This is a genomic window from Flavobacterium sp. (genome assembly GCF_965277525.1).
Taxonomy (GTDB): domain Bacteria; phylum Bacteroidota; class Bacteroidia; order Flavobacteriales; family Flavobacteriaceae; genus Flavobacterium.
The window spans coordinates 224305-250198 of sequence record NZ_CBDIDC010000005.1 but is presented as its reverse complement, the minus strand read 5'-3'; the positions used below and the strand labels follow the sequence as shown (position 1 = coordinate 250198).

At 34.2% G+C, this 25894-nt stretch carries 21 protein-coding genes; 20 read left to right on the top strand and 1 reads right to left on the bottom strand.

The annotated features are described in order from the left end of the window. Positions 1-9: 9 nt before the first annotated feature. From sprA to ACQY44_RS09420, 13 genes are all read left to right on the top strand, one after another. A complete protein-coding gene (sprA, locus tag ACQY44_RS09480; RefSeq protein ID WP_428230128.1) occupies positions 10-7221 on the top strand; it encodes a cell surface protein SprA in 7212 nt (2403 codons plus the stop codon). A gap of 87 nt (positions 7222-7308) precedes the next feature. Then, on the top strand, positions 7309-7689 hold the full coding sequence (gene gcvH, locus ACQY44_RS09475) for a glycine cleavage system protein GcvH (RefSeq protein ID WP_263762775.1): 381 nt from the start codon (positions 7309-7311) through the stop codon (positions 7687-7689). Next, complete coding sequence (locus tag ACQY44_RS09470) at positions 7682-8065, top strand: VanZ family protein (protein ID WP_428230127.1); 384 nt, start codon at positions 7682-7684, stop codon at positions 8063-8065. Before gcvH ends, ACQY44_RS09470 begins: the two co-directional genes overlap by 8 nt. A 109-nt stretch (positions 8066-8174) precedes the next feature. Continuing rightward, complete coding sequence (gene deoC / locus ACQY44_RS09465) at positions 8175-8918, top strand: deoxyribose-phosphate aldolase (RefSeq protein WP_428230126.1); 744 nt, start codon at positions 8175-8177, stop codon at positions 8916-8918. Beyond that, positions 8919-11060, top strand: coding sequence for an energy transducer TonB (locus ACQY44_RS09460; protein WP_428230125.1), 2142 nt, complete (start codon positions 8919-8921; stop codon positions 11058-11060). 159 nt (positions 11061-11219) lie between these two features. Next, the gene (gene cyoE, locus ACQY44_RS09455; protein WP_428230124.1) at positions 11220-12122 is read left to right on the top strand and encodes a heme o synthase; all 903 of its coding nucleotides are present in this window, start codon (positions 11220-11222) and stop codon (positions 12120-12122) included. 8 nt (positions 12123-12130) lie between these two features. After that, positions 12131-12718: a cytochrome c oxidase subunit 3 gene (locus ACQY44_RS09450; protein ID WP_428231190.1), complete on the top strand. Its 588-nt coding sequence runs from the start codon at positions 12131-12133 to the stop codon at positions 12716-12718. 42 nt (positions 12719-12760) lie between these two features. Continuing rightward, positions 12761-13744 carry a cytochrome c oxidase subunit 3 gene (locus ACQY44_RS09445; protein WP_428230123.1) on the top strand — a complete coding sequence of 328 codons (984 nt, stop codon included), beginning with the start codon at positions 12761-12763 and terminating at the stop codon, positions 13742-13744. Between the two features lie 18 nt (positions 13745-13762). Then, entirely contained in the window at positions 13763-14113 is a 351-nt protein-coding gene (locus ACQY44_RS09440) for a cytochrome C oxidase subunit IV family protein (RefSeq protein WP_428230122.1), read from the top strand. 78 nt (positions 14114-14191) lie between these two features. After that, on the top strand, positions 14192-14833 hold the full coding sequence (locus ACQY44_RS09435; RefSeq protein ID WP_428230121.1) for a hypothetical protein: 642 nt from the start codon (positions 14192-14194) through the stop codon (positions 14831-14833). Between the two features lie 10 nt (positions 14834-14843). After that, a complete protein-coding gene (locus ACQY44_RS09430; protein WP_428230120.1) occupies positions 14844-15533 on the top strand; it encodes an SCO family protein in 690 nt (229 codons plus the stop codon). Positions 15534-15535: 2 nt separating this feature from the next. Further along, positions 15536-16075, top strand: a complete 540-nt coding sequence (locus ACQY44_RS09425; protein WP_428230119.1) for a DUF420 domain-containing protein — start codon at positions 15536-15538, stop codon at positions 16073-16075. Further along, complete coding sequence (locus tag ACQY44_RS09420) at positions 16068-16367, top strand: hypothetical protein (protein ID WP_428230118.1); 300 nt, start codon at positions 16068-16070, stop codon at positions 16365-16367. The genes ACQY44_RS09425 and ACQY44_RS09420 overlap by 8 nt, the downstream gene beginning before the upstream one ends. Before the next feature lie 21 nt (positions 16368-16388). Here the strand turns inward: ACQY44_RS09420 and ACQY44_RS09415 are convergent, their stop codons facing one another. Further along, positions 16389-17795: a DUF4403 family protein gene (locus ACQY44_RS09415; protein ID WP_428230117.1), complete on the bottom strand. Its 1407-nt coding sequence runs from the start codon at positions 17793-17795 to the stop codon at positions 16389-16391. Positions 17796-17970: 175 nt separating this feature from the next. On the opposite strand from ACQY44_RS09415, the gene ACQY44_RS09410 reads away from it, so the two are divergent. From ACQY44_RS09410 to tsaB, 7 genes are all read left to right on the top strand, one after another. After that, positions 17971-18672: an ABC transporter ATP-binding protein gene (locus ACQY44_RS09410; protein ID WP_428230116.1), complete on the top strand. Its 702-nt coding sequence runs from the start codon at positions 17971-17973 to the stop codon at positions 18670-18672. Continuing rightward, positions 18665-19909 carry an ABC transporter permease gene (locus tag ACQY44_RS09405; protein WP_428230115.1) on the top strand — a complete coding sequence of 415 codons (1245 nt, stop codon included), beginning with the start codon at positions 18665-18667 and terminating at the stop codon, positions 19907-19909. The genes ACQY44_RS09410 and ACQY44_RS09405 overlap by 8 nt, the downstream gene beginning before the upstream one ends. A 2-nt stretch (positions 19910-19911) precedes the next feature. After that, positions 19912-21180, top strand: a complete 1269-nt coding sequence (locus ACQY44_RS09400; protein WP_428230114.1) for an ABC transporter permease — start codon at positions 19912-19914, stop codon at positions 21178-21180. Positions 21181-21219: 39 nt separating this feature from the next. Then, positions 21220-22335, top strand: coding sequence for an efflux RND transporter periplasmic adaptor subunit (locus tag ACQY44_RS09395; protein ID WP_428230113.1), 1116 nt, complete (start codon positions 21220-21222; stop codon positions 22333-22335). A gap of 81 nt (positions 22336-22416) precedes the next feature. Next, complete coding sequence (locus ACQY44_RS09390) at positions 22417-23802, top strand: TolC family protein (RefSeq protein WP_428230112.1); 1386 nt, start codon at positions 22417-22419, stop codon at positions 23800-23802. Between the two features lie 6 nt (positions 23803-23808). Continuing rightward, positions 23809-25101, top strand: a complete 1293-nt coding sequence (locus tag ACQY44_RS09385; protein WP_428230111.1) for an efflux RND transporter periplasmic adaptor subunit — start codon at positions 23809-23811, stop codon at positions 25099-25101. Positions 25102-25217: 116 nt separating this feature from the next. Further along, on the top strand, positions 25218-25886 hold the full coding sequence (gene tsaB / locus ACQY44_RS09380; protein ID WP_428230110.1) for a tRNA (adenosine(37)-N6)-threonylcarbamoyltransferase complex dimerization subunit type 1 TsaB: 669 nt from the start codon (positions 25218-25220) through the stop codon (positions 25884-25886). Positions 25887-25894: the final 8 nt, after the last annotated feature.

Here is a 25894-nt window from a genome sequence, read left to right as displayed (position 1 = left end):
ACGAATTGTATGCGTAAAATTTGTATTTTTTTACTGTTTTTATTTTGCGGTAATGTTTTGCGTGCGCAAGTAAATCCAGCAGTCAAAGATACAACCAAGACTCAATTTTCTGTTGGTAAAGTAGAGTTGCAGGATCCGCCAAGTATAATTTCTGCTTACAGGTACGATCCCATAACAGATCGCTATATTTATACCAATTCAGTTGATGGTTTCTCTATCAATTATCCTATTATCTTAACTCCAAAAGAATACGAAGATTTAGTTTTGAAAGAATCCAGAAGAGATTATTTCAGAAAGAAATCAGATGCTATTGATGGTAAAAAATTAGGAAGTGAAGCGGCTAAAAAAGATTTATTGCCCCGCTATTATATTAATTCAAGTCTTTTTGAAAGCATCTTTGGGAGTAATACAATCGACGTAAAGCCTACAGGATCAGTCGAAATGGACTTAGGTGTTCGATATACCAAACAAGATAATCCTTCTTTTTCTCCAAGAAACAGATCAAGCCTTACTTTTGATTTTGATCAGCGAATCAGTATGAGTTTAATGGGGAAAGTAGGAACCAGATTAGAGGTAAATGCTAATTATGATACCCAGTCTACATTTGCTTTCCAGAATTTATTTAAACTGGCTTATACTCCTTCTGAAGATGACATTGTTCAAAAAGTAGAGGTAGGGAATGTGAGTATGCCATTAAATAGTACCCTTATTCGCGGTGCCCAAAGTTTGTTTGGGGTCAAAACACAATTGCAATTTGGTAAGACAACAATAACAGGAGTTTTCTCAGAACAGAAGTCACAAACAAAGAGTATAGTTGCAGAAGGTGGCGGAACAGTTCAGAACTTTGATTTGTATGCTTTAGACTATGATAATGACAGACACTTTTTCTTATCGCAATACTTTAGAAATAAATACGATGCTTCGTTAACGAAATATCCATTTATTGACAGCCGTGTTCAGGTTACAAGAATAGAAGTTTGGGTCACCAATAAACAAAATAGAGTAAGCACAAACAATAATAATCTTAGAAACATTATCGCACTTCAGGATTTAGGTGAAGGGCAGATTACAGGTATTCCGGATAATCAGGTTGTAGTTATTAGTTCTTCGGCAGGTTTCTTTAATAACCCTATCGATTCACCAACAGACAATAAAAATAATAAATATGATCCGGCAACAATTGGCCAGGCCGGAGCTTTCTTAAATTCGAATATTAGAGAAATTGTAACTGCTAAATCAGGTTTTAATAATCCTAATACGAGTGAAGCTACAGATTATTCAGTACTTGAAAATGCCAGAAAATTAACTTCGAACGAATTTACGTTTAATGCACAATTAGGATACATCTCTTTGCAGCAACGTTTGGCAAATGATGAAATTTTAGCCGTAGCGTTTGAGTATACTATTGGAGGTAAAGTGTACCAGGTTGGAGAATTTGGTAGCGATGGAGTTGACGGGACTGTAGTTACAGGAAATAACAACGCAAATCAGGCGATTATCACACAAAGTTTGGTTTTGAAAATGCTGAAAAGTAATTTGACAAATGTTCAAAATCCGGTTTGGAACCTGATGATGAAGAACGTTTATCAAATTCCACAGGCATATCAGATCAAGCAAGACGATTTTAGATTAAATATACTTTATACTGATCCGTCTCCAATAAATTATATTACACCTGTTCAGGGAACTAGTTTTCCTGCAAACCCAACAGCCGATAATAAGGTCGAACAGACACCATTACTAAATGTATTTAACTTAGATCGATTAAATTATAACAATGATCCTCAAACGGGTGGAGATGGTTTCTTTGATTATATTCCGGGTGTAACAGTAGATGTTCAAAACGGACGAATTATTTTTACCACCAAAGAACCTTTTGGGGAACTTTTATTTAAAAAATTACAAAATTCAGGTTCAGGAGAAAACTACGATGATGCCAATTCGTACAATGCCAATCAACAGAAATACGTGTTTAGAAACATGTATCGAAACACACAGTCCGGAGCTTTGCAAGACAGTGATAAAAACAAATTCTTATTAAGAGGAAAGTATAAATCATCCGGAAGCAATGGAATACCAATTGGAGCCTTTAATGTGCCGCAAGGTTCTGTTGTCGTTATGGCTGCCGGAAGAAAGTTAGTCGAAGGTATAGATTATAGTGTCGATTATCAACTGGGTCGTGTTCAGATTTTAGATCCTTCACTTCAGGCTTCGAATACGCCAATTGAAGTTTCATTAGAAAACAATTCAATTTTCGGGCAACAAACCAGAAGGTTTATGGGGTTCAATGTTGAGCACAAAATTTCAGATAATTTTGTTGTTGGAGGTACTTATCTGAAAATGACAGAAAAACCATTTACTCAAAAATCAAGCTATGGTCAGGAATCTGTAAACAATACTATCTTTGGTTTCAATGGAAATTATTCTACAGAAGTTCCATTCTTTACCAGATTAGTCAATAAATTACCAAATATTGATACAGATGTTCCGTCGAACCTTTCGATTCGTGGAGAAGTAGCATTTTTAAAACCGGATGCACCAAAAGCAAGTGATTTTGAAGGAGAAGCAACTATATACGTAGATGATTTCGAAGGATCGCAATCGACAATCGATATGCGCTCTGCTTATGCCTGGAGTCTGGCTTCTACACCATTTGTGAATTCTATCAATGATAATACTTTTAATGCCAATTCAAGTACATTAGAGTATGGCTATAAGCGTGCAAAATTATCCTGGTACACTATTGACCCTATTTTTTATTCGTCAAAACCATCCGGTATATCAAATGATGATTTATCACTCAATACAACCAGAAGGGTTTACAGTAAAGAGTTGTATCCAAATACAGATATTGCTCAGGGACAAATTCAGGTAATTAATACGCTGGATTTAACATACTATCCATCTGATAGAGGGCCATATAATAACAATCCTAATTTTGGTACCAATCCGGCAACTTCAAACTTTGGAGGAATCATGCGTGCTTTAAATTCAACCAATTTTGAACAGGGAAATGTCGAGTATATTCAGTTTTGGGTTTTAGATCCTTATGTTGGAAATGCAGAAGCACCAACTAATAATACAGGAAAAATATATTTCAATTTAGGGGAGATTTCTGAAGACGTATTAAAAGACGGAAGAAAACAATATGAAAACGGATTAGGGCCAGGTCAGATAATGGTAAATCCACAACCGCTTTGGGGAGATGTTCCTGCATCACAATCCCTGATTTATGCATTTGATACAAATGCTGAAAATCGTAGAAACCAAGATGTTGGTTTAGATGGTTTGCCAAGTTCCAGAGAGGGTTCAGTTTATACTAATTATGCAGGAGAGGCAGATCCTGCAGCAGATGACTATACGTACTATTTAAATACAACTGGTGGAGTTTTGGATCGTTATAAAAATTATAACGGTACAGAAAATAACTCTGCGGTAAGTGTAGACGATCCTAATCGTGGTTCGACAACTTTGCCGGATGTAGAGGATATCAACCGTGACAATACGATGAGCACGATCAATGCTTATTATGAATATAGTATCGATGTAAAACCGGGCATGCAGGTAGGACAAAATTACATTACAGATATCCGTGAGGTAAGTAATGTCGACTTGCCTAACGGGTCTACAACAAATGCGAGATGGATTCAGTTTAAGATTCCTGTTTCTCAGCCACAAAATACAATCGGGAATATTTCAGATTTCAGATCTATCCGATTCATGCGTATGTTTATGACTGGTTTTAATAACCAGATGACAGTTCGTTTTGGAGCTTTAGATTTAGTAAGAGGAGAATGGAGAAGGTATACAGGTTCGCTGGATGCAAATGATACGAACCCTGATGATGATGGTACTGAGTTTGATGTTTCAGCGGTTAATATTCAGGAAAACAGTACAAAATGCCCTGTAAATTATGTAATGCCACCAGGAGTGCAAAGAGAGCAATTGTATAATAACAATACGATCATCAACCAGAATGAGCAAGCATTGGCTTTGCGTGTAGGTGGTGCAGGTTTGCAGTATGAAGACTCGAGAGGAGTTTTTAAAAGCGTAAGTGTTGATATGCGTCAGTATAAAAAACTGAAAATGTATTTGCATGCTGAATCCCTGCCTAACGAAAATACGTTGCAAGATGATGAAATGATTGGTTTTATTCGTTTTGGAAATGATTATACACAAAACTTCTACCAGGTTGAGGTTCCGTTAAAAGTAACCCGAACAGGCGGATCTTGTACAATAAGTGCAGATCAGGTTTGGCTGGAAGATAATAATATAGATTTGGCTCTTGAACTGTTGACAAAAATGAAAATCAAGGCCATGAGTATTGATATTAACTCCAACAAGCGAGACATAAACGGAATTTATTATCCGGATGATGATTTAAGCACGGGAGGTGATGGTGATAGCAGGTTAAGATTAGGGATAAAAGGAAATCCTAACTTTGGTTTGGTTCGAAATTTAATGGTGGGTGTAAAAAGCAGGGCAGATCACAAAAGTATAAAAGGAGAGGTTTGGTTTAATGAACTTCGTTTGGCGGACTTAGAGAATAAAGGCGGAATGGCTGCAATATTGAATATTGACACCAATATGGCTGACTTCGCTACGGTTTCGGCTACTGGTAAAAAAAGTACAATTGGTTTTGGATCTTTAGAACAAGGCGCCAACGAAAGAGATCGTGAAGATATTCAGCAGTATAATATTGTTACCAATCTTAATTTAGGTAAATTATTACCTCATAAATGGGGAATCAATCTGCCTTTTAATTATGCGATTGGTGAAGAAGTAATTACGCCGGAATATGATCCTTTTAATCAGGATATAAAATTAGATCAGTTGATAAGAGAAACTACTGATCCGGCAGAAAAAGAAAACATCAGAACACGTGCTGTTGATTATACAAAACGCAGAAGTATCAACTTTATAGGCGTAAGAAAAGACAGGGCTCCTGAGCAAAAACCACACGTTTACGATGTCGAAAACTTAACATTCTCACAATCATATAATCAGGTAGAACGCCATGATTATGAAGTAGAAAGTTATCTGGACGAGCAATCTAATACGGCAGTAAATTATGCATATACTTTTCAGCCAAAAGAAGTAGTTCCTTTCAAGCAAACTAAATTCATGAAGAAAAGCGAGTATTGGAAGTTGTTGAGTGATTTTAATTTTAATTACTTGCCATCTAATATCTCTTTTAATACCAATATTTTAAGACAAAGTAACCGTCAGCAATATAGAGAAGTTGAAGTGCAGGGAATAGGTCTTGATCCGTTATACAGAAGAAACTTCGCTTTTAATTATCAATATGGCTTTGGTTATAATTTGACAAAATCATTAAAGCTAAATTATACTGCGGCATCAAATAATATTGTGCGAAACTTTTTGAATGATGATAATTCGCCAAAAGAAGATTTTAATATTTGGGATGATTATTTAGATATTGGAACGCCAAATCAGCACTTGCAACAATTAGTACTGAATTATGATATCCCAATTAATAAAATTCCGGTTTTTGGTTTTGTAAAAGCCTCTTATTCTTATACAGCGGATTATAGCTGGCAGCGTTCATCAACAGCATTTTCTCAGTATGAGGAGCAAAATCCTGATGGATCATTTTCTAGCTATAATTTAGGAAATACCATCCAGAATGCGAATTCAAATACGCTTACTACAACTTTTACAATGAATACGTTGTACAAATATTTAGGACTAACGCCAGGATCAAAATCAGCAGCGAAAGCTAAGCCAACAGCGCCGCCAAAACCGGGAGAAAAAATTGTAAATAATGCAAAACCTGTTACAAGCAGCAGTCCGTTTTATGATGGTATGATTGGTATTTTGACCAGTATAAAAAACATTCAGGTTAATTATACTAAAAACAGCGGAACCGTTTTGCCGGGATACACACCAAGTGTTGGTTTCTTTGGAACATCAAGGCCAACTTTAGGATTTATTTTTGGAAGTCAGGATGATGTGCGTTACGAAGCAGCTAAAAGAGGCTGGCTGACAGATTATCAAGACTTTAATCAAAGCTTTACACAGGTAACCAATAAGCTATTGAAAGTTACGGCTAATATTGATTTATTGCCGGATCTAAAAGTTGATTTGTCGATGGATCGTGCTTATTCTGAAAATTCATCAGAACAGTTTAGTGTGGTAAATGGAGAATACATGCCATTATCTCCTTATACTTATGGAATGTTTTCGATCTCGACGGTACTGATAAAAACAGCATTTTCTACCAGTAGCGAAACAGAGTCAGCGGCATTTGATGATTTTAGAAACAATCGTTTGGTTATTGCAGACCGTCTGGCCGGAGAGCGCTATGGAGCAGGTGCAGTAATCCCGAGATATGGAGATGCAAATAATCCAATTCCGGCAGAAACAGATCCTAATTATAAAGTATATGTAGCCAATCAGGGCTATCCGATAGGTTTTACAAAAAGCAATCAGGCGGTTTTATTGCCTGCATTTTTAGCAGCTTATTCAGGAAGTAATGCTTCGGGTAGTTCAACGGATATTTTTAGAAGCTTCCCTATTCCAAACTGGAGTATAAAATACAATGGTTTGATGCGTTATAAATATTTTAAAGATAAATTTAAGCGTTTCTCATTGCAGCATAATTACAGGGCATCTTATACAATAAACCAGTTCAGATCTAATTTTGATTATACAGAAAAACCGGACGGACAAGATGTGAATACCAATTTCTTTAATAAAACCATCATGTCAAATGTCAACTTGGTAGAGCAGTTTAGTCCGCTTATTCGGGTAGATTTTGAATTGAAAAGTTCTTTGCGAATACTTACTGAAATCAAAAAAGACAGAGCTTTATCAATGAGTTTTGACAATAATTTATTGACAGAGGTAAAAGGTATGGAGTATATAGTGGGTATGGGATATCGTTTTAAAGATGTTATTTTCTCTTCAAGACTGGCAGATAGTCCAACCGGAATTATTAAAAGTGATATCAATATTAAAGCTGATTTTTCTCTTAGAAAAAATGAAACCCTGGTACGTTATTTAGATTATGATAACAATCAATTAGCGGCAGGGCAAAATATCTGGGCATTAAAACTAACAGCTGATTATTCGTTTAGTAAAAACCTTACGGCTATATTCTACTACGATCATTCATTTTCAAAAGCGGTAATTTCGACCTCATTTCCTTTAACGAACATCAGGTCAGGATTTACACTTCGATATAATTTCGGAAATTAATTTTTTTAGTTTCTAAACGGGATTTCATTAGAAGATTATTACATTTGTGGCTTAATTATTAAATTATCAATTTACAAACATACTATTATGAGCATACCAGCAAATTTAAAGTACACAAAAGATCACGAATGGGTTAGCATCGAAGGAGATGTTGCAACAGTAGGAATTACTCATTTTGCACAAAAAGAGTTAGGAGATATCGTGTATGTTGAAGTAGAAACTTTAGATCAGACACTTGATAAAGATGAAGTTTTTGGAACAGTTGAAGCTGTAAAAACAGTATCTGATTTATTTTTGCCTTTGACAGGAGAGATTATTGCTTTTAATGATAGTTTGGAAAGTGCACCGGAAACAGTAAACTCTGATCCTTACGGAGCGGGATGGATGATCAAAATAAAAATTGCAGATGTATCAGAAATAGATTCTTTATTGTCTGACGAAGCATACAAACAACTTATCGGTGCCTAAACAATTATTATTACTCTGGGCTCTAATTTGCTCAGGTGTTATTACTTATTTTTGTCTGACAGATTCAAGTAATATTCCTGCCGTAAGTTTTCCGAGCATAGATAAAATTGTACATTTTTGTTTTCATTTTGGATTTACAATTTCGTGGATTTTGTTTTTCAAAAAAGAACTTAAAGGAAAAGCACCTGATGATTATAAAGCCTATTTGATTTCTTTTATATTTTCTGTTTTTTTTGGAATTACAATCGAAATCCTGCAAAGTGTTCTTACTACAACAAGATCGTCTGATGTTAGTGATGTTTTAGCCAATGCACTGGGAGCTTTATTTGGTGTTTTTATGGCAATAGCTTTTAAGAAGCAGATCGATAAAATATAAGAATATAATGACCCACTTCGGTGGGTTTTTTATTGCCAAAAAATCAAGCTTTAAAAAGTGTGTTTTTTTCTGAATATAAAATGTATTTTTGTCGCAATTCTATAAAATCATGAACGTTAAGCAATATTTAGATTCGACCTACTTAAAAACTGCCAGTCAAGCCGGACTTTCGGAGGCAGAAAATAATAGTGTGGTTATAAAGGCTATTGAAGAAGCAATTCTTGAAGGTTTTAAACTAATTATGATTAGGCCTGAACATGTAGTGCTGGCGAAAGAAATGATTTCGAAGGCCAATTCTGGTTTGCTTATTGGTACGGTAATCGATTTTCCGGAAGGGACTTCAGGTATTGAAGCTAAAATAAAAGAGGCAAATAAAGCAATCGAAGATGGAGCAGACGATCTGGATTTTGTTTGTAATTATGAAGCTTTTAAAAATGGGGATATTGCTTTAGTAAAACAAGAAATCTTATTAGGAACCCAAATTGGACTAGCGAATCATAAAACAGTAAAATGGATTATTGAAGTTGCAGCTTTAAGTGATAAGGAAATTATTCAGCTTTCGGCTTTGATAAAAAATGTTGTGATTTCAAACTTTAAAGAAGAGGAGTATTCTTCTGTTTTTGTGAAATCATCAACAGGTTTTTATAAAACCGAAAATAATTTACCAAACGGAGCGACTATTCCAACCATTATAATGATGTTAGAAAATGCATCGCCTTTATCAGTAAAAGCAGCCGGAGGAGTCCGGTCTTACGATGATGCAACAGAGATGATTCGTTTAGGTGTTAAGCGCATCGGAACTTCCGCAGCAAAAGTGATTGCAAATGGAGGAAATACCACAAATCAATATTAAATGAAAACCAAAAATTACGTGAATAAGATTTTTCTATCTTTTGTTCTGACAATTTCTTCCTTCTTTGCCTTTTCGCAGGAAAATAATAATTCCTCAATAAAATCAGGATTTACATCAGAACAATTTCCTGTTTTTCCGGGTTGCGAAAATTTACAGTCAAAAAAACTGGAGAATTGTTTTTATAAAGAGGTTCAGGATTTTGTTTTTCATAATTTTGAAGTTCCCGAAAATTTAAAACACGCAAATTACAGAGGAGAAGTCAAAGTGCTTTTCGAGGTTGATGTAAATGGAGAGTTTAAAGTAATTTATATAAATGCGGTAAACGATGCATTGTCAGAAGAAGCAAAACGTGTTTTTGGGAAATTCCCTAAAATAACACCATCAACTTATAACGGAAAGCCAACTTATTCAAAATATACAATTTCTATAGCTATTCCGGTAAAAAGTGCTGATCAAATTGCAGCAGAAGCTTTGGCTGCCGCCGAAATTTTAAAACCCATCGAAAAGCCAATGACGGAATTGGATAGTATTGTGTATAAAAAATACAACAATCCCGAGTTCGAAAGTCATCTGAATATTCCGTTTTCTCATAGTTATTACGCGCAATTTGATGGCGCTATGAATCAGGTTGGAAGTAATAATCATACAGCTTCTAAGCCTTATACGTATGCTGAGGTTTCAAAATATTATAATTTAAAAGCCGTAAATGAATCGCTTCAGAAAAATGTTTCGACCTGGTTAGGAAGGAAATTCTGGAACGAGAATTTAGTTCAGATTCAGGGAGAAGATTATTGGCTGTCGTTAAATCCTATTCTTGATTTGCAAATGGGTAAAGCTTCTGATCTGGATGCTTCATATACCTATGTAAACACCCGGGCATTAAATTTTAGAGGAGGCTTAGGAAAGCAAATCAACTTTACGACTACTGTTTTTGAGAGTCAGGGAAGATTTGCAGGTTATTATAATGATTATGCCGAAACGTTAAAGCCTTCAGGGGGAAATCCGGCAATTATTCCGGGAATGGGAATTGCCAAACGATTTAAAACCGATGCTTACGATTTTCCATTAGCAGAAGCCAATATTACATTTGCTCCAAGCAGGTTTTTTGATTTGCAATTGGGGTACGGAAGAAATTTTATAGGAGATGGATACCGTTCATTATTTGAAAGTGATGGTGCAAGTCCTTATCCTTATTTTAAAATTAATACCAATTTCTGGAAGATAAAATATACCAATACTTATATGTGGCTGAAAGATGTTCGTCCGGATGTTACTGTGGAAAAAACCTATGCCACAAAATTTATGGCGAATCATTACTTAAGCTGGAATGTGTCGAATAAGCTGAATTTAGGATTTTTTGAATCAGTAGTCTGGACTGATACCAATAATAGAGGTTTTGATGTTAATTTTGTTAATCCGATTATTTTTTATCGTTCAGTAGAATTTTCATCATCGTCCAGAAGTGGAAATGCCCTTTTGGGAATGTCAGGTAAATATAAGTGGAACAATAATGTTAATTTATATGCCCAGTTTTTGCTGGATGAATTTTCAGTAGGAGACATGGCAAGTGGCAATAAAAGCTGGAAAAATAAATTTGGATATCAATTGGGCGCGAAATATTATAATGCATTTAAAGTAAAAGATTTGTTATTGCAATTAGAATACAATCATGTCCGTCCGTATGTGTATTCGCATAGTGCGGTAATTACAAATTATGGTCATAATAATCAAAGTATCGGGCATCAGTGGGGTGGTAATTTTGAGGAGTTTGTTGCAATTGGGCGTTATCATAAGGGGCGTTACTACGCTGATACCAAATTTACAATAGGTAAACGTGGTTTAGATTTTGATACGGCAGAAGACAGCTATAATTACGGAGGTAATATTTATAAAAGTTACGATGAAAAACGACCGTATGATACAGGGGTAAAAGTAGGACAGGGAAATAAAACCAATATTTTTATTGCTGATGTACAGGCGGGATATTTGATAAACCCGATGACAAATTTGAAGTTTTTTGGAAGTCTTATTTACAGAAATTTTGATCCGACACAAGAAACAGCGACTACTTTTAAGCAAAGTACTACTTGGTTTAGTATTGGATTGCGTTCCGATATCTTTAATTGGTATTTTGATTACTAGGATTTTTAATAAGATTTTTCGAAATAATTGTGTTAAAGATTTGCAAGTCCTTATTTTGTAAAGGTTTTATTGAAAAAAATCTAATTTTATAGGTCCGTATTCTACAATCTAATTTGTACATTTGCACCACTTAAAAAAAACATACAAACAAATACCGTATTGAACGCTACTAAAAATACATTTTCAATAAAATCAATATTTAACGATTTCAAAGAAATAACAAAAGCTGGTTTGGCGATCAGTGTATTGTTTTCTTCAATAGCGGGATATTTGCTAGGTGTTAATGATGCGCATCCTTTTGAATGGAGTGTTTTGATTGTTTTGTCTATTGGAGGATATTGTATGGTTGGGGCTTCAAATGCTTTTAATCAGGTCATAGAAAAAGACATTGATTCCTTAATGGATCGCACTAAAAACCGTCCGGTTCCTTCGGGGCGTATGTCTCCAAAAACAGCTTTATTTGTGGCAATTTTGCTCACGATTATAGGGATTTCATTGCTATATACCATAAATGCAAAGTCAGCAATGTTTGCTGCAATTTCAATATTTTTATATACAAGCGTTTATACACCTTTAAAAACAGTAACTTCGTTATCAGTTTTTGTAGGTGCTTTTCCGGGAGCAATTCCGTTTATGTTGGGTTGGGTGGCGGCCACAGGAGATTTTGGTATTGAGGCAGGAACGCTTTTTCTAATTCAGTTCTTCTGGCAATTTCCTCATTTTTGGTCCATTGGCTGGTTTTTATATGAAGATTATGAAAAAGCAGGGATATTTATGCTGCCAACCGGAAAAAAAGACAGAAAGACTGCTTTGCAGATTATTTTATATACAGTTTGGCTTATTATAGCTTCATTATTGCCTTCTTTAGGATTTACAGGGCAGCTGTTTATTACGCCAATTGCAGCAATTATAGTATTTTTGTTAGGATTGTGGATGTTGTTTTACGCGGTACGTTTGTATCAGTTGCGAACTGCAAAAGCAGCAAGAACATTAATGCTTGTAAGTGTTTCGTATATTTCATTACTGCAAATAGTATTTATAGTAGATAAATTTTTAAGATAGTTATGGAAATGACAATGACAATGACAACAGGTGAAGAACAATTAAGAAAAGCAAAATCGGCTAAATTGATTTTGTTATTTGCAATGGTGAGCATGACGATGATGTTTGCCGGACTTACAAGTGCATTTGTGGTAAGTAAATCCAGAGCCGACTGGTTGAAGAATTTCGAATTACCAACGGCATTTTATTACAGTACAGTAGTTATTATTGGTTGTAGTGTTACTTTTTATCTCGCAAAAAAAGCGATTCAAAAAGACAATAGAAGTGCTACTACAGCGTTTCTTTTAGGAACATTAGCGCTGGGTATTTTATTTGTGGTTTTACAGTTTGCAGGTTTTGGACAAATCGTAAAAAGTGGTTATTATTTTACAGGAGAAGGTAGTTCAATTACTACAACTTTTCTTTATGTAGTTACCGTTACACACTTATTACACTTGGCTGGAGGCTTGATTTCACTTTTAATTATAATTTATAATCATTTTAAACAAAAATACAATTCGACTCAAACTCTTGGTATAGAACTAGGTGCGATGTATTGGCACTTTTTGGATTTATTATGGGTATATTTATTTTTATTTTTATATTTCTTTAAATAAGAAAAAAACGTAAATTTGGGAACTTTTTAACGAATATCTTTTATGGAAGCGACAGTAACTACTGCAAATAACAACGAAAAAACTTGGGGAGGCGGCGATATCCAGCCATTAGGAGCAAGTTATGGTAAAATGATGATGTGGTTTTTTATCGTATCTGATGCCTTAACATTCTCTGGATTTCTGGCAGCTTATGGTTTTTCTAGATTTAAATTTATTGAAACTTGGCCTTTGGCTGATGAAGTGTTTACTCACTTCCCATTTATGCACGGTGTTACGGCTCCGATGTATTATGTAGCCTTAATGACTTTTATTTTAATTTTCTCATCTGTAACAATGGTTTTGGCTGTTGATGCAGGTCATCAGTTAAAAAAGACAAAAGTTGCAATCTACATGTTTTTAACTATTATTGGAGGTATCATTTTCGTTGGTTCTCAAGCCTGGGAATGGAAAAACTTCATTAAAGGGGAATATGGTGCTGTTGAAACAGTAGGTGGAAGCCTATTGCAGTTTGTTGATAAAGATGGTAAAAGAGTAGCTCTTGAGGAGTTTGCTGTGAAACTGCCAAATCAGCCGGAAGAACTTACAAGAGCAAAAGGAAAATGGTTCATGGAAAGTGCGGAAACAGTTCCAACATATTCGGTAGCGGATATTCAGGCAGGTTTTAAAGCGCATCCGGAATTATTAATAAGAACTGAGCATCTTACAGCTGAAAAGAAAAAAACAATTTTGTCAAGAGCAGAATCTGAAGCTCGTTTGAGTACTGCAAAATATGTTGTAGAAGGTGCGAACCTAACAAGAAACGAATACGGAAGTAAATTGTTTGCTGATTTCTTTTTCTTTATTACAGGATTTCACGGATTTCACGTATTTTCTGGGATTATCATCAATATCATTATTTTCTTTAATGTGTTGTTGGGTACTTATGAAAAAAGAAGAAGCTACGAAATGGTAGAGAAAGTTGGTTTATACTGGCACTTTGTCGATTTAGTTTGGGTATTTGTATTTACAGTTTTCTACTTAGTTTAATTTTAGATTTTAATTATTATGTCACACGAGCACGTATCAAATACAAAAAGAATCTGGTTTGTTTTTGCTTTACTATCAGCAGTAACTACAGTAGAAGTTATCCTTGGTATTATTAAACCAGGAGCATTAGAATTTAGTCATTTTTTAGGTTTGAATTTGTTGAACTGGATATTTTATATCTTAACAATATTCAAAGCATATTATATAGTATGGGCATTTATGCACATGGAAGGTGAGAAAAGCAGCCTTAGATGGTCAGTTGTTTCACCAGTTATTTTCCTAGTTTTATATTTATTGTTTATTCTGCTAACAGAAGGACATTATATTTATGGGGTTTTTAAAGATTCTACTATTAAATGGAATTTTTAACATGATATTAATTCGAAAAGAGGCTCCGTTTAACGGAGCTTTTTTTATTTTTGTACCTCAATAACTTCTGTTAATACAATGAAAAAAAATATAGTTCTCTTTGTACTTTTTGTTTTGCCAATTGTAGCCTATTTGTTTTTTGCTTCAGGTGTAAATAGTTTTACCAAACTTCCTGTCATAACTCCTAAAATTGCCGATTTTGGTAATTGGAAATCCCTTAAAGGTGAAAAAGTAACCTTAAATGATAAAATTACAATTCTTGGTTTTTCAGGAACTGAGATTTTAAAAAACAGAGGTAATTTTTTCAATCTAAATGAAAAGATTTACCAACGTTATAATGGGTTTAAAGATTTGCAATTTGTAGTCGTGTGTCCTTTAGGAACCGAAAAGGATGCTGAAAAGATCATAGAATCTTTAGGGGCTTTTACGGATGTTTCCGGGTGGCATTTTATTTTTGCTTCTCCTGAGGAGATAAAAGCGTTTTATGATCAACTGCATTTAAAAGGGAAACTCGATCAGGATCTTGGTACTTCGAATGTTTATATCGTAGATAAAGAACGAAATTTGAGAGGTAGAAAAGAGAAAGATGAATACAAGGAAGGGTATAATACTTTTCATCCTTCTGAGTTGAGTAATGAAATGTTGGATGATTTTAAAATTATCTTATATGAATATCGTGCAGCGCTAAAAAAGAATCACAACGCAACAAAAGAACTTTAATCTTTATACCATGTTTAAAAATAAATCATATATCGGAATTTCGTTTATTATTTTAATCTTCGGAATTTACGCCGTTCCTAAAATTGTGGAGAGAATAAAAAATGGTGAAATTGTAAAAGGAAACCGTCTGGATAATGTGGGACTGAAAACATCAAAGTCGGATGGGAAATTAATAAAAATTGGACCTGCTCCTAAATTTGAATTAACAAATCAGGATAATGTTAAAGTTTCTAATGAAACTTATAAAGGCAAAGTCTACGTTTTAGAATTTTTCTTTACCACTTGCCCGTCAATTTGCCCAAAAATGAATTTAAGCATGTTGGAGATTGAGAAAACTTTTTTCGGTAATCCAAATTTCGGAATTGTTTCAATTACAATCGATCCTAAACATGATACGCCTCAAGTTCTAAAAGATCATGCTAAGCTATTGGGAGTAAAATCTTCTAACTGGAATTTTTTAACTGGTGACAGAGCTGTTATTATGGATTTATCAAACAAAGGATTCAATTTATACGCTGGAGAAAATGAAAAAGTAAGCGGCGGTTTTGAGCATTCTGGTTTGTTTGCTTTAATTGATAAAGACGGTAACATTCGTTGTAGAAAAGATGAATTTGGTAATCCAAACATCTATTATGACGGACTAGATAAAAAAGGAGTTAGAGACATTCAGGAAGATATTAAAATATTATTAGCAGAATAAAGATGGAAGATCATTCATTAGAAAAAAAGTATAGCAAACTTATTATTGCAGTTTCAATTATAATTCCGGTTGTCGTTGCGATTTTATTCGGAGTTAAATTAAAAGATTTTGGTATCAATGTAGAGCCACTTTCGTTTTTACCTCCTATTTATGCTACAACAAATGGTATTACAGCGATTGTTTTAGTTTGGGCGGTAATGGCTATTAAAAACGGAAAACAAAAATTGCATGAACGTTTAATGACTTTTGCTATTGCATTATCGATTGCTTTTCTGGTAATGTACGTAGCATATCATATGACAGCTGATTCTACTAAATTTGGTGGTGAAGGTGCGATACGATATATATACTTCTTTATTTTAGTAACGCATATATTGTTGTCTATTGCAATTATTCCTCTAGTACTAATTACTTATGTAAGAGCACTTGCAAAAAGATTTGACAGACATAAAAAAATAGCTAAAATAACTTTTCCGCTTTGGTTGTATGTTGCCGTTACAGGTGTTGTAGTGTACTTAATGATTTCTCCTTATTATGCTTAAAATAGAAAATAAAATAAAGAATACAGGAAATAGAAAAGCAGATAGAAGTAGATTTATGGATTTTTTCTCCACGAAAATGTTCTGTATTCTATTCTCTTTTTTCTTTTCTCTTGCAGCTAATGCTCAATGCGCAATGTGTCGTGCTGCGCTTGGCGGTGAGTCAAATGTAAAAAAAGCCGAAGCAGTTAATAACGGTATCGTTTATTTAATGGTAATTCCGTATTTGCTTGTTGCAGTAATTGGCTATTTGATTTATAGAATGTACCAGTCAAAAAAGAAAAAAGCAGAATAATTTTATTCTGCTTTTTTTGCTTTATTTCAATCCGTCAACAGAAACATTGACCGTTCCGTTTATTTTTATAAAGGCAATAATCGCCTGATTGGTCAATTGAATTTTATCAAATTGAATGTCTTCCATTTTTCCATTCACAAAAACACCCGGCATTGGTGAATAATTCTTCAGGTAAGTTGCCATGCTTTTTTTGCCTTCTTCTAAATTGGGTTGAATGGAATAGCGACAGCTTTCTTCCATTTTTCTCAAGATATAACCTTGGCCCAGCCAGCTGGCAGTTCTCATTAGTTTGCTTTTAGTATCTAAAACGTAATCTAGTTTTTCAAAATAAATTTCTTTTGTTTGAGGATTGTATTGTGGAAATCCGTTTAAATAAAGCGTGCCGTCTATAGATCCTAAAACGTCAAGTGCAATAACCATTTTGCCGTTTTTGTGCCAGATAGAAACATTCTTTACGGTTACTTTTTTAGTTCCTGATCCAAACTCCTGCCCTGCAAAATTTTTGGTCATGATTTTTGAAGCATCAATGTAAGTTGAAATAGCGGCGATATTTGCCGAAATCTGATTAGGAATTTTAGTTACAGGTTTTAAAACAATTTTGCTGGCATTGAATTTAGATTCCGGTTGTTTGCCTACGATAGTTTCCATATTGCATTTCATTCCCATGTCTAACAAAAACAAATCGTTTTTAAGTTTTGCGTTTGTAGAATAAATTTCAACGGGAACAATTCGTAACCAGCTTTCATAAGTATCACTCATCTGGAATGGTGTACATATTTTTTCTAAAGCGGATAAAACATTAGGTTTAAAATCCATTGACTTTTCGATGGCTTCATCAATTTTCTTTTCAATTTTAGATTTGAAAATAGAAATTGCCGGATTCACTAAATAAGTGATAGGCATACTTTTTCCAAATACCAGCATTGTTGGAGTTTCGCTCCAGTCTAATGACTTGAATTCGGTTTTAGTATTTAGTTTCCAGTTGGTCAGCGCTACTTCACTCGATAAAGTAATAACTCCGTTCAGATTAAATTCTCTTGTGTCATAAAGTTCGACGCCTAATTTTTTAGTCCCGATTCTATATTTGATCGTTGCTTTTAGCGGTAGAATTGTTTTGATTTTTTTATCCGGATTAGCGGGATCGTTTTGAATTTTTATGGGAGCTTGTTTCCATATTTTCATTTCGATATCATCATCTTCAATGTTATTGTCTTCGTAAATCAAACCATTCAGTAAAGAATTGGTTTGGTTTTGAATGTCACTAAGCTTTACCGTTATGGGTAAGTTAATAAAGGAAGGATTTGCTTCGTAAACCAGTGGGCTTGCGTCGTCTGGTTCCGGTTTTAGGGTTTCTAATTTTTGAGATGTCGAACAGCTACTAAGCGTGGCAAGTACTGTAAATAAAGAGATAATTGAAAAAAACTTCATGATTAAGATTTTTTTGATGATGCAAAATTAAGAAAACAATTATATTATCTTAAAAAAGTGTAACATTTGATAAGGAATCGAGTCTTATTGTAATAACTAAACGGAATTATTAACGTTTCATTATCATAAATTACTTAATAAAAATGTTATTATTGTTTTAAAATTTAACAATACCATGATCGAAATCAAAGATTTACATAAGTCCTATAAAATGGGAAATTCAGCATTGCATGTGTTAAAAGGAATTAATTTTAATATCGAAGAAGGCGAATTAGTTGCGATTATGGGATCCTCAGGATCAGGAAAATCGACACTTTTAAATATTTTAGGAATTCTCGATGAAGCAGATTCTGGTAGTTATATTTTAGATAAAACACCCATAAAAAATTTGAATGAAACGATAGCATCAAGATATCGAAATAAGTTTTTGGGATTTGTATTTCAATCCTTCAATTTAATAAATTATAAAACGGCACTGGATAATGTTGCTATGCCTTTATATTATCAAGGTATAAAACGAAAAGAACGTTACGAGATTGCCATGAAATATTTAGAGAAAGTTGGCTTAGGGTCACATTCTCATCATTTACCAAACGAATTATCAGGAGGTCAAAAACAGCGTGTAGCAATCGCAAGAGCTTTGGCATCAAATCCTAAAGTTTTATTAGCCGATGAGCCAACAGGAGCTTTGGATACTAAAACTTCTTATGAAGTTATGGAACTTATTCAGGGAATTAATGATGAAGGTAAAACAATTTTGATTGTGACACACGAGCCAGATATTGCCGCAATGTGCAAAAGAAATGTAGTCCTGAAAGACGGATTGATTATCGATGATAAAATGGTAGAACAAGTTAGAGCTTCATCTTATGTTTAATATTGAGCGTTGGCAGGAAATATTTGAGGCAATCTCAAAAAACAGGCTAAGAACATTTCTTACCGGAGTTTCTGTAGCTTCAGGTATTTTTATTTTGGTGATTTTGCTTGGTGCAGGTCAGGGACTTCAAAACGGAATTCAAAAACAATTCGAACGTGATGCTGTTGGAATTATTGAAGTTTGGTCCGGTAGTACAACAAAAGCGTATAAAGGATTAAATCCAGGGAGACAAATTCAATTTAGAGATGGAGATTATAAAGAATCAGTACAGAAATTTGAAGATAAATTAGATCTAAGGGCTGCTACTTATAATTTCTGGGGAGGTGCTTTTTCTTACGGTAAAGAATCTGGAAATTATCAGTACAGAGGCGTAGATCCGGACTACGCCGGTGTAGAAAATCTGACTATTGTTCAAGGTCGATTTATAAATAGTAAAGATCTTGCCAATAATGAGAAAGTAGCTACTATTGGGATGAAAGTTAAAACAGATTTGTTTAAAGATAAAGATCCGTTAGGGAAGGAAATTTTAATTAACAATATCAATTTCAAAGTAGTAGGAGTTTTTACAGATCCCGGAGGTGAAAGAGAAGAAGCGAGGGCTTATTTGCCTAAGACAACTGTACAAAGGGCTTATGGAGGCGGGGATAAAATAAGTAATTTGTTTTTTACCTTAAAAAAAACAGATGATTATGATGCGGCACTGGCACAATCACAGAAATTTACCCAGGATTTAAAGGATTTACTTAAAAGCAGAAATACGGTAGCCCCTAATGATGATGGCGGTGTTGGGGTTTATAATTCTGTAGAAGAAGGAAAAAAATTTTATGACCTAAATCTTTATATCAGATTGTTTTTCTGGTGGGTTGGTATTTGTACTATTATTGCAGGAGTAGTAGGAGTAAGTAATATCATGCTTATTATAGTAAAGGAAAGAACGAAAGAAATCGGGATCAGAAAAGCGTTAGGCGCATCACCGTTTTCTATCATTTCGATGATACTTCATGAATCTATTTTTATTACTACTATTGCTGGTTTTGTTGGATTACTGGCAAGTTTGTTATTGTTAGAATTTGTAGGTCCAATGATTCAAAGTGAATATTTTCAGAATCCTTCAGTAGATTTCAGTGTAGCGTTAACCACATTGGCATTGCTTGTCTTTGCGGGTGCAATGGCTGGATTTTTTCCGGCATACAGAGCAGCCAAAATAAAACCTATTGTAGCACTTAGAGACGAATAATTATGTTTAAGAAAGATAATTGGGACGAGATTTTAGAGGCTTTAACAGCCAACGTTTTCAGAACAGTCCTGACTGCATTTGGAGTGTTTTGGGGAATTTTTATCTTGGTAATATTGCTTGCTGTTGGAAAGGGACTTGAAAATGGAGTAAAAAAGGATTTTGACGGAATAGCGACTAATACAATGTTTATGTGGAGTCAGACTACCTCAAAAGCCTATAAAGGTTTACCTAAAACACGTCGTTATGATTTTAGAAATAGTGATGTTGCGGCCTTAAAAGCTGCTTTTCCGGATTTGTTATATGTTTCGCCCAGAAATCAATTGGGAGATTCTAATAACGGAACGAATAATGTGGTACGTGGTACAAAAACATCGGCTTTTTCTGTTTATGGAGATTATCCTGAACTAATTAAACAACAGCCAATGGATATCATAAAAGGGCGTTTTGTAAATCAACAAGATATTCTGGAAAGACGAAAAGTAGCGGTGATTGGAAAAGGAGTGATTAGCGAGCTTTACGGAAAAGAAGAAGAAGCTGTTGGAACGTATTTAAAAATCAACGGAATCAATTTTATGGTGGTGGGAGTTTATAAATCGAAACAAACAGGTGGGAATGCAGAACAAGAACAAAAGAATATATTTGTGCCCTTTACTACTTTTCAGCAAGCATTTAATTATGGAGACAAAGTAGGCTGGATGGCTATTACAGCAAGAGATGAAGTTTCGATTACAGATCTGAAACCAAAAATTCTGGATCAGATGAGGATACTTCATTCTATACATCCCAAGGACGATCGTGCTGTGGGAAATTATGATATGTATGAACAATTTGGAAAAGTGCAAAGTTTGTTTGATATCTTAAATTTCATTGCTTATTTTGTAGGATCTTTAGTGCTGATTTCCGGTGTAATCGGAATCTCTAATATTATGCTGATTGTAGTCAAAGAACGTACTAAAGAAATCGGAATTCGCAGGGCTTTAGGAGCTACACCGGGTGCAATTCGTGGTCAGATCTTATCCGAATCGATATTTTTGACTATTATCTCAGGGATGTTTGGTGTTGCTGTAGCAACCGGTGTTGTTGCACTCCTGAATATGTTTTTAGATTCAATGCCAGCAGGAAATAATACTATGTTTGCTAACCCAAGCGTAGATTTAAGAGTTGTATTTGTAGCCTTATTAATATTAGTAGGATCAGGTTTGCTGGCAGGATTTATTCCGGCACAGACGGCAATTAGTGTAAAACCCGTAGACGCTTTACGAACAGAATAAATTATCAATCAAAATATAATCGATTAAACCAAAAACAAAATGAAAAAAGGAGTAACCGTAACCATTTTAATCTTCATTGCTATAGTTTTCTTTGGCGCACTATATTATCTGTATGCTAAAAATCAACAATCTCCAATTGTTTTTCAAACTGAAAAGGCAGAGGTTAAAACGATCGTAAAAACGGCAATTGCAACCGGTAACATTCAGCCTGATGAGGAAGTTCTAATCAAGCCAAACATCTCAGGTATTATCGAAGAAGTGTATATCAAAGCAGGAGAGAAAATCAAAGCTGGCGATATGATTGCTAAAATTAGAGTTGTGGCTAATGTGTCTAATGTTAGTAACACTCAAAATCAGGTACAAACGGCTAAAATTGCTTTAGACAATCAGGAGAAAATTTATAAAAGACAAAAGACTTTGTTTGATAAAGATGTTATCTCTGCTAATGATTTTGATGCGGCTCAACTAGCTTATACACAGGCAAAACAAAATTATCAGGCTGCAAGACAAAGCTTAGATATCGTAAAAACAGGAACAACAACATCATTAGGAAGTTATGCAAATACCCTAATTCGTTCAACAGTAACCGGAATGGTTTTAGCAGTTCCTGTAAAGGTTGGAAATCAGGTTATTGAAAGTAATAACTTTAATGAAGGAACTACAATTGCAAGTGTTGCAGATGTTGGAAGAATGATTTTTATTGGAAAAATTGATGAATCTGAAGTAGGGAAAATCAAAGAAAAAATGCCTATTGAGATTACAGTTGGAGCCATCGAAAATAAAAAGTTCGAAGCTGTTTTGACTGATATAGCTCCAAAAGGAGTTGTAGAGAACGGTGCTATTCAGTTTGAAATAAAAGCAAGATTAGAAAACAGGGATGCCACTTTTATTAGAGCCGGCTTAAGTGCAAATGCTTCTATTATTTTAGAGAAAGCAGATAAGGTTCTGGCAATAAAAGAATCATTAGTTCAATTTGATAAAAAAACGCAAAAACCATACGTTGAAATAGAAACTGCTGCTCAAAAATTTCAAAGAAGAGATTTGGTCTTAGGAGTTAGTGACGGAATTTATGTTCAGGTCAAAAGCGGACTTAAAAATACGGATAAAATCAAAATCTGGAATCAGGGTTTGATAAATGAAGGTGAAAAAAAATAATCTGAAAGTATAAAAGAGTTTTGGTTTTAAAAAATGTTAAATTTGCGTAGCATCTTTTTGCTATGCTTTCATTCAAAATCTATGAAAATAAATAAATATAATAGTCTTGTTTTTGCCATGCTATTTGGGTTTGGTTTATCAGCTCAGGCACAATCAAAACAATGGACATTAGAAGAATGTGTACGTTATGCATTGGACAATAATATAACTATAAAATTATCGGAGTTAGACGTTAAAAATGCGGCAATTGATAAAAAGGGAGCATTAGGAAGTTATCTTCCATCAGTAAGCGGAAATGCTTCTCATTCCTGGAATATTGGTTTGAACGTTAATCCGGTGACCAATATTGCTACTACTCAAACAACACAATATTCTTCATTAGGAGTTAATGCAGGGGTTGATATTTATAAAGGTCTGCAAAATCAAAATACCTATCGAAGAGCTAAACTTTCTATTATAGCATCACAATATCAATTGTTGAAAATGCAGGAAGATATTTCATTAAATGTAGCTAATGCATTTTTGGAAATTCTTTTTAACAAAGAAAATTTAAAAGTAAAAAAAGAACAATTACTGATTGATCAAAAACGTTTGGCTCGTTCTCAGGAAATGGTTAATGCAGGAACAATTCCGCGTGGCGATTTATATGATTTGAAAGCCACTGAAGCCACTGATCAGCAAGCTATAATTATGGCTGAAAATAGTTTGTTAATTTCTAAATTAAGTTTAGCACAACTTTTACAATTGAAAGAGTTTGCAGATTTTGATGTTGTAGATGATACAAATGCAAAGGATGAAAATAATATTCTGGCACAAACTCCAACTGATATTTACAATAAAGCAAAAGAAATAAGAACAGAATTGAAGCTGGCACAAACGAATCTGGAAATTGCAGAGAAAAGTGTTGCTATCGCACGAGGTGCTTTTCAGCCTACGCTTAGGGGGTTTTATCAGTTTAGTACAAGTGCAAGTTACAGTGATAGAATTGTTGGAACAGATGGTAGCGGAAACCCGGTTTATGGAGGGCCACATTCTGTTTTAGATCAGTTTAGTGATAATAAAGGACACAATTTTGGTTTTCAATTGAATGTTCCAATTTTTAATGGTTTTTCAGTTAGAAATAACGTAGAAAGAAGTAAGGTAAGTTTAGAGAAATCTAAAATAGATTTAGAACAAAAAAGTTTAGATTTGCAACGTAACGTTTATACCGCTTTTACAGATGCAAAAGGCGCTTTGAATACTTATGAATCGTCAACAGTAACATTAGAGGCAAGACAACAGGCTTATAATTATGCTAAAGAAAAGTACGATGTAGGTTTGATGAATTCATTTGACTTTACTCAGGCGCAAACATTGTTAACCAATGCACAGTCAGATGTTATCAGAACAAAATACGATTACATGTTTAAAATAAAAATACTTGAATTCTACTTTGGAATTCCAATTGTCCCAATTATCACAAAATAATTTATTATGTCAAAAAAAACAATTTATTTCTTACTTGGTGGTGCAGTAGTTCTTATCGCAGCTTTAATTGGTCTTTCTAAAGCAGGAGTAATTGGAAATAAAGATGAAGGAAAAGAAGTAGAAATTTCAAAGGTTTTAGCTTCAACCATTGTTGAGACAGTTTCAGCAACGGGTAAAATTCAGCCGGAAATAGAGGTGAAGCTTTCCTCAATGGTTTCGGGTGAAATTATTGCATTAAATGTAAAAGAAGGACAAGTTGTTAAAAAAGGAGATCTGCTCGTTAAAATAAATCCGGATTTATATACTTCAGGCTTAGACAGATCTGTTGCAAATTTATCAGGAACTAAAGCAGGTTTGACACAATCTGAAGCTAGTTATAAAGAAGCAAAAGCAAGTTACGAGCGTAATAAAACATTATATGATAAAGGTGTAATCTCAAAATCAGATTGGGATAAAGCTATTTCTACTTATGAAGTAGCAAAAGCAACGAGACAAAATGCTTATTATAATGTTCAGAGTGCTTCGGCATCAGTTACAGAAGCAAAGGATAATTTAGGACGTACCTTGATTTATGCTCCTGCTGATGGAACAATTTCAGTTTTAAATGTTGAATTAGGAGAGCGTGTGTTGGGAACGCAACAAATGGCGGGAACAGAACTTTTAAGAGTAGCCAACCTGAACAATATGGAAGTTGAAGTGGATGTGAACGAAAATGATATTGTAAAAGTAAAAATTGGAGATGAAGCCAATGTTGAAGTTGATGCGTATTTAAAAAAGAAATTTAAAGGTACTGTAACTAGTATTTCTAACTCAGCAAGTACAACTTTAACATCAGACCAGGTAACCAATTTTAAAGTTAAAGTTCGTATTCTGAAAGAATCTTATCAGGATTTATTAGAAGGACAACCAAGTACTTATTCTCCTTTTAGACCAGGGATGACAGCGACGGTTGATATTATTACAAAAACAAAAAATAATGTTCTGGCAGTGCCAATTAGTGCTGTTGTGGTAAAATCAGATACTACTGCTGTAAAAGATTTTAAAGTTGAAGATCCAAAAGATGATAAAAAAGCAGCAACAAAAAGCGATAAAAAATTCGAATGTGTTTTTGTAAAAGTAGGTGATAAAGCTAAAATCAGGATCATTAAAACTGGTATTCAGGACGATACAAATATAGAAGTAATGTCAGGATTAAAATCTGGGGATGTTGTGATTACGGGGCCTTATACGACAGTCTCTAAAGACCTGAATTCAGGAGATAAAGTCAAGCTTAAAAAAGCAGATTTGCCTAAGAAATAAACAAAGTATATCTTTAAAATATTGTCAGGCTAAGCGAAGTCGAAGTCCTTTTTTAGTTTGAAAGTTTCGACTTGTTTAGCCTGATATGAATAATTAATTAAAAAAAAATAAACATTTTGCCTTTTATTCTCAATATAGAAACTGCTACTAAAAATTGCTCCGTATCCATTGCTAAAAATGGAGAAACAATAGTGTGTAAAGAAACTGCTGAAGAAGGCTATTCTCATGCTGAAAAACTACATGTTTTTATTGAAGAAGTACTTGCCGAAGCGGGAATTTCGGTTCAGGACTTAATTGCAATTGCTGTAAGTCAGGGCCCGGGTTCTTACACAGGTTTGCGTATTGGAGTTTCGGCAGCAAAAGGATTATGTTATGCACTAAATATTCCGTTGATTGCAGTGGATACTTTGCAGACATTAGCTTCTCAGGCAAATGTTTCAGATGGGAAAATTATTCCGATGATCGATGCAAGAAGAATGGAGGTCTACAGTGCCGTTTTTAATGCTAATTTAGAAGTTGAAAGACCAATTGAGGCTGAAGTTATTACAGAGGATTCTTTTTCATCCTATACAGAAACAATTTATTTTGTTGGTGATTGTGCAGATAAATGCAAAACAGTTTTAACTAAAGGAAACTTTGTATTTTTAGAAGAAATTAAATATCCTTCGGCTGCTGCGATGAGCAAAATCAGTTACGATAAATATCAAAAAAGCGACACTGTAGATGTCGCTTATTTTGAACCGTATTATTTAAAAGATTTTATGGCACCTCCATCAAAAAAATAACAGATTAT

Excerpts from the sequence above, each read along its gene's own strand:
- sprA (WP_428230128.1), top strand. The coding sequence starts at position 10 with ATGCGTAAAATTTGTATTTTTTTACTGTTTTTATTTTGCGGTAATGTT.
- gcvH (WP_263762775.1), top strand. The coding sequence starts at position 7,309 with ATGAGCATACCAGCAAATTTAAAGTACACAAAAGATCACGAATGGGTT.
- deoC (WP_428230126.1), top strand. The coding sequence starts at position 8,175 with ATGAACGTTAAGCAATATTTAGATTCGACCTACTTAAAAACTGCCAGT.
- ACQY44_RS09460 (WP_428230125.1), top strand. The coding sequence starts at position 8,919 with ATGAAAACCAAAAATTACGTGAATAAGATTTTTCTATCTTTTGTTCTG.
- ACQY44_RS09450 (WP_428231190.1), top strand. The coding sequence starts at position 12,131 with ATGACAATGACAATGACAACAGGTGAAGAACAATTAAGAAAAGCAAAA.
- ACQY44_RS09445 (WP_428230123.1), top strand. The coding sequence starts at position 12,761 with ATGGAAGCGACAGTAACTACTGCAAATAACAACGAAAAAACTTGGGGA.
- ACQY44_RS09440 (WP_428230122.1), top strand. The coding sequence starts at position 13,763 with ATGTCACACGAGCACGTATCAAATACAAAAAGAATCTGGTTTGTTTTT.
- ACQY44_RS09435 (WP_428230121.1), top strand. The coding sequence starts at position 14,192 with ATGAAAAAAAATATAGTTCTCTTTGTACTTTTTGTTTTGCCAATTGTA.
- ACQY44_RS09430 (WP_428230120.1), top strand. The coding sequence starts at position 14,844 with ATGTTTAAAAATAAATCATATATCGGAATTTCGTTTATTATTTTAATC.
- ACQY44_RS09425 (WP_428230119.1), top strand. The coding sequence starts at position 15,536 with ATGGAAGATCATTCATTAGAAAAAAAGTATAGCAAACTTATTATTGCA.
- ACQY44_RS09420 (WP_428230118.1), top strand. The coding sequence starts at position 16,068 with ATGCTTAAAATAGAAAATAAAATAAAGAATACAGGAAATAGAAAAGCA.
- ACQY44_RS09415 (WP_428230117.1), bottom strand. The coding sequence starts at position 17,795 with ATGAAGTTTTTTTCAATTATCTCTTTATTTACAGTACTTGCCACGCTT.
- ACQY44_RS09410 (WP_428230116.1), top strand. The coding sequence starts at position 17,971 with ATGATCGAAATCAAAGATTTACATAAGTCCTATAAAATGGGAAATTCA.
- ACQY44_RS09405 (WP_428230115.1), top strand. The coding sequence starts at position 18,665 with ATGTTTAATATTGAGCGTTGGCAGGAAATATTTGAGGCAATCTCAAAA.
- ACQY44_RS09400 (WP_428230114.1), top strand. The coding sequence starts at position 19,912 with ATGTTTAAGAAAGATAATTGGGACGAGATTTTAGAGGCTTTAACAGCC.
- ACQY44_RS09395 (WP_428230113.1), top strand. The coding sequence starts at position 21,220 with ATGAAAAAAGGAGTAACCGTAACCATTTTAATCTTCATTGCTATAGTT.
- ACQY44_RS09390 (WP_428230112.1), top strand. The coding sequence starts at position 22,417 with ATGAAAATAAATAAATATAATAGTCTTGTTTTTGCCATGCTATTTGGG.
- ACQY44_RS09385 (WP_428230111.1), top strand. The coding sequence starts at position 23,809 with ATGTCAAAAAAAACAATTTATTTCTTACTTGGTGGTGCAGTAGTTCTT.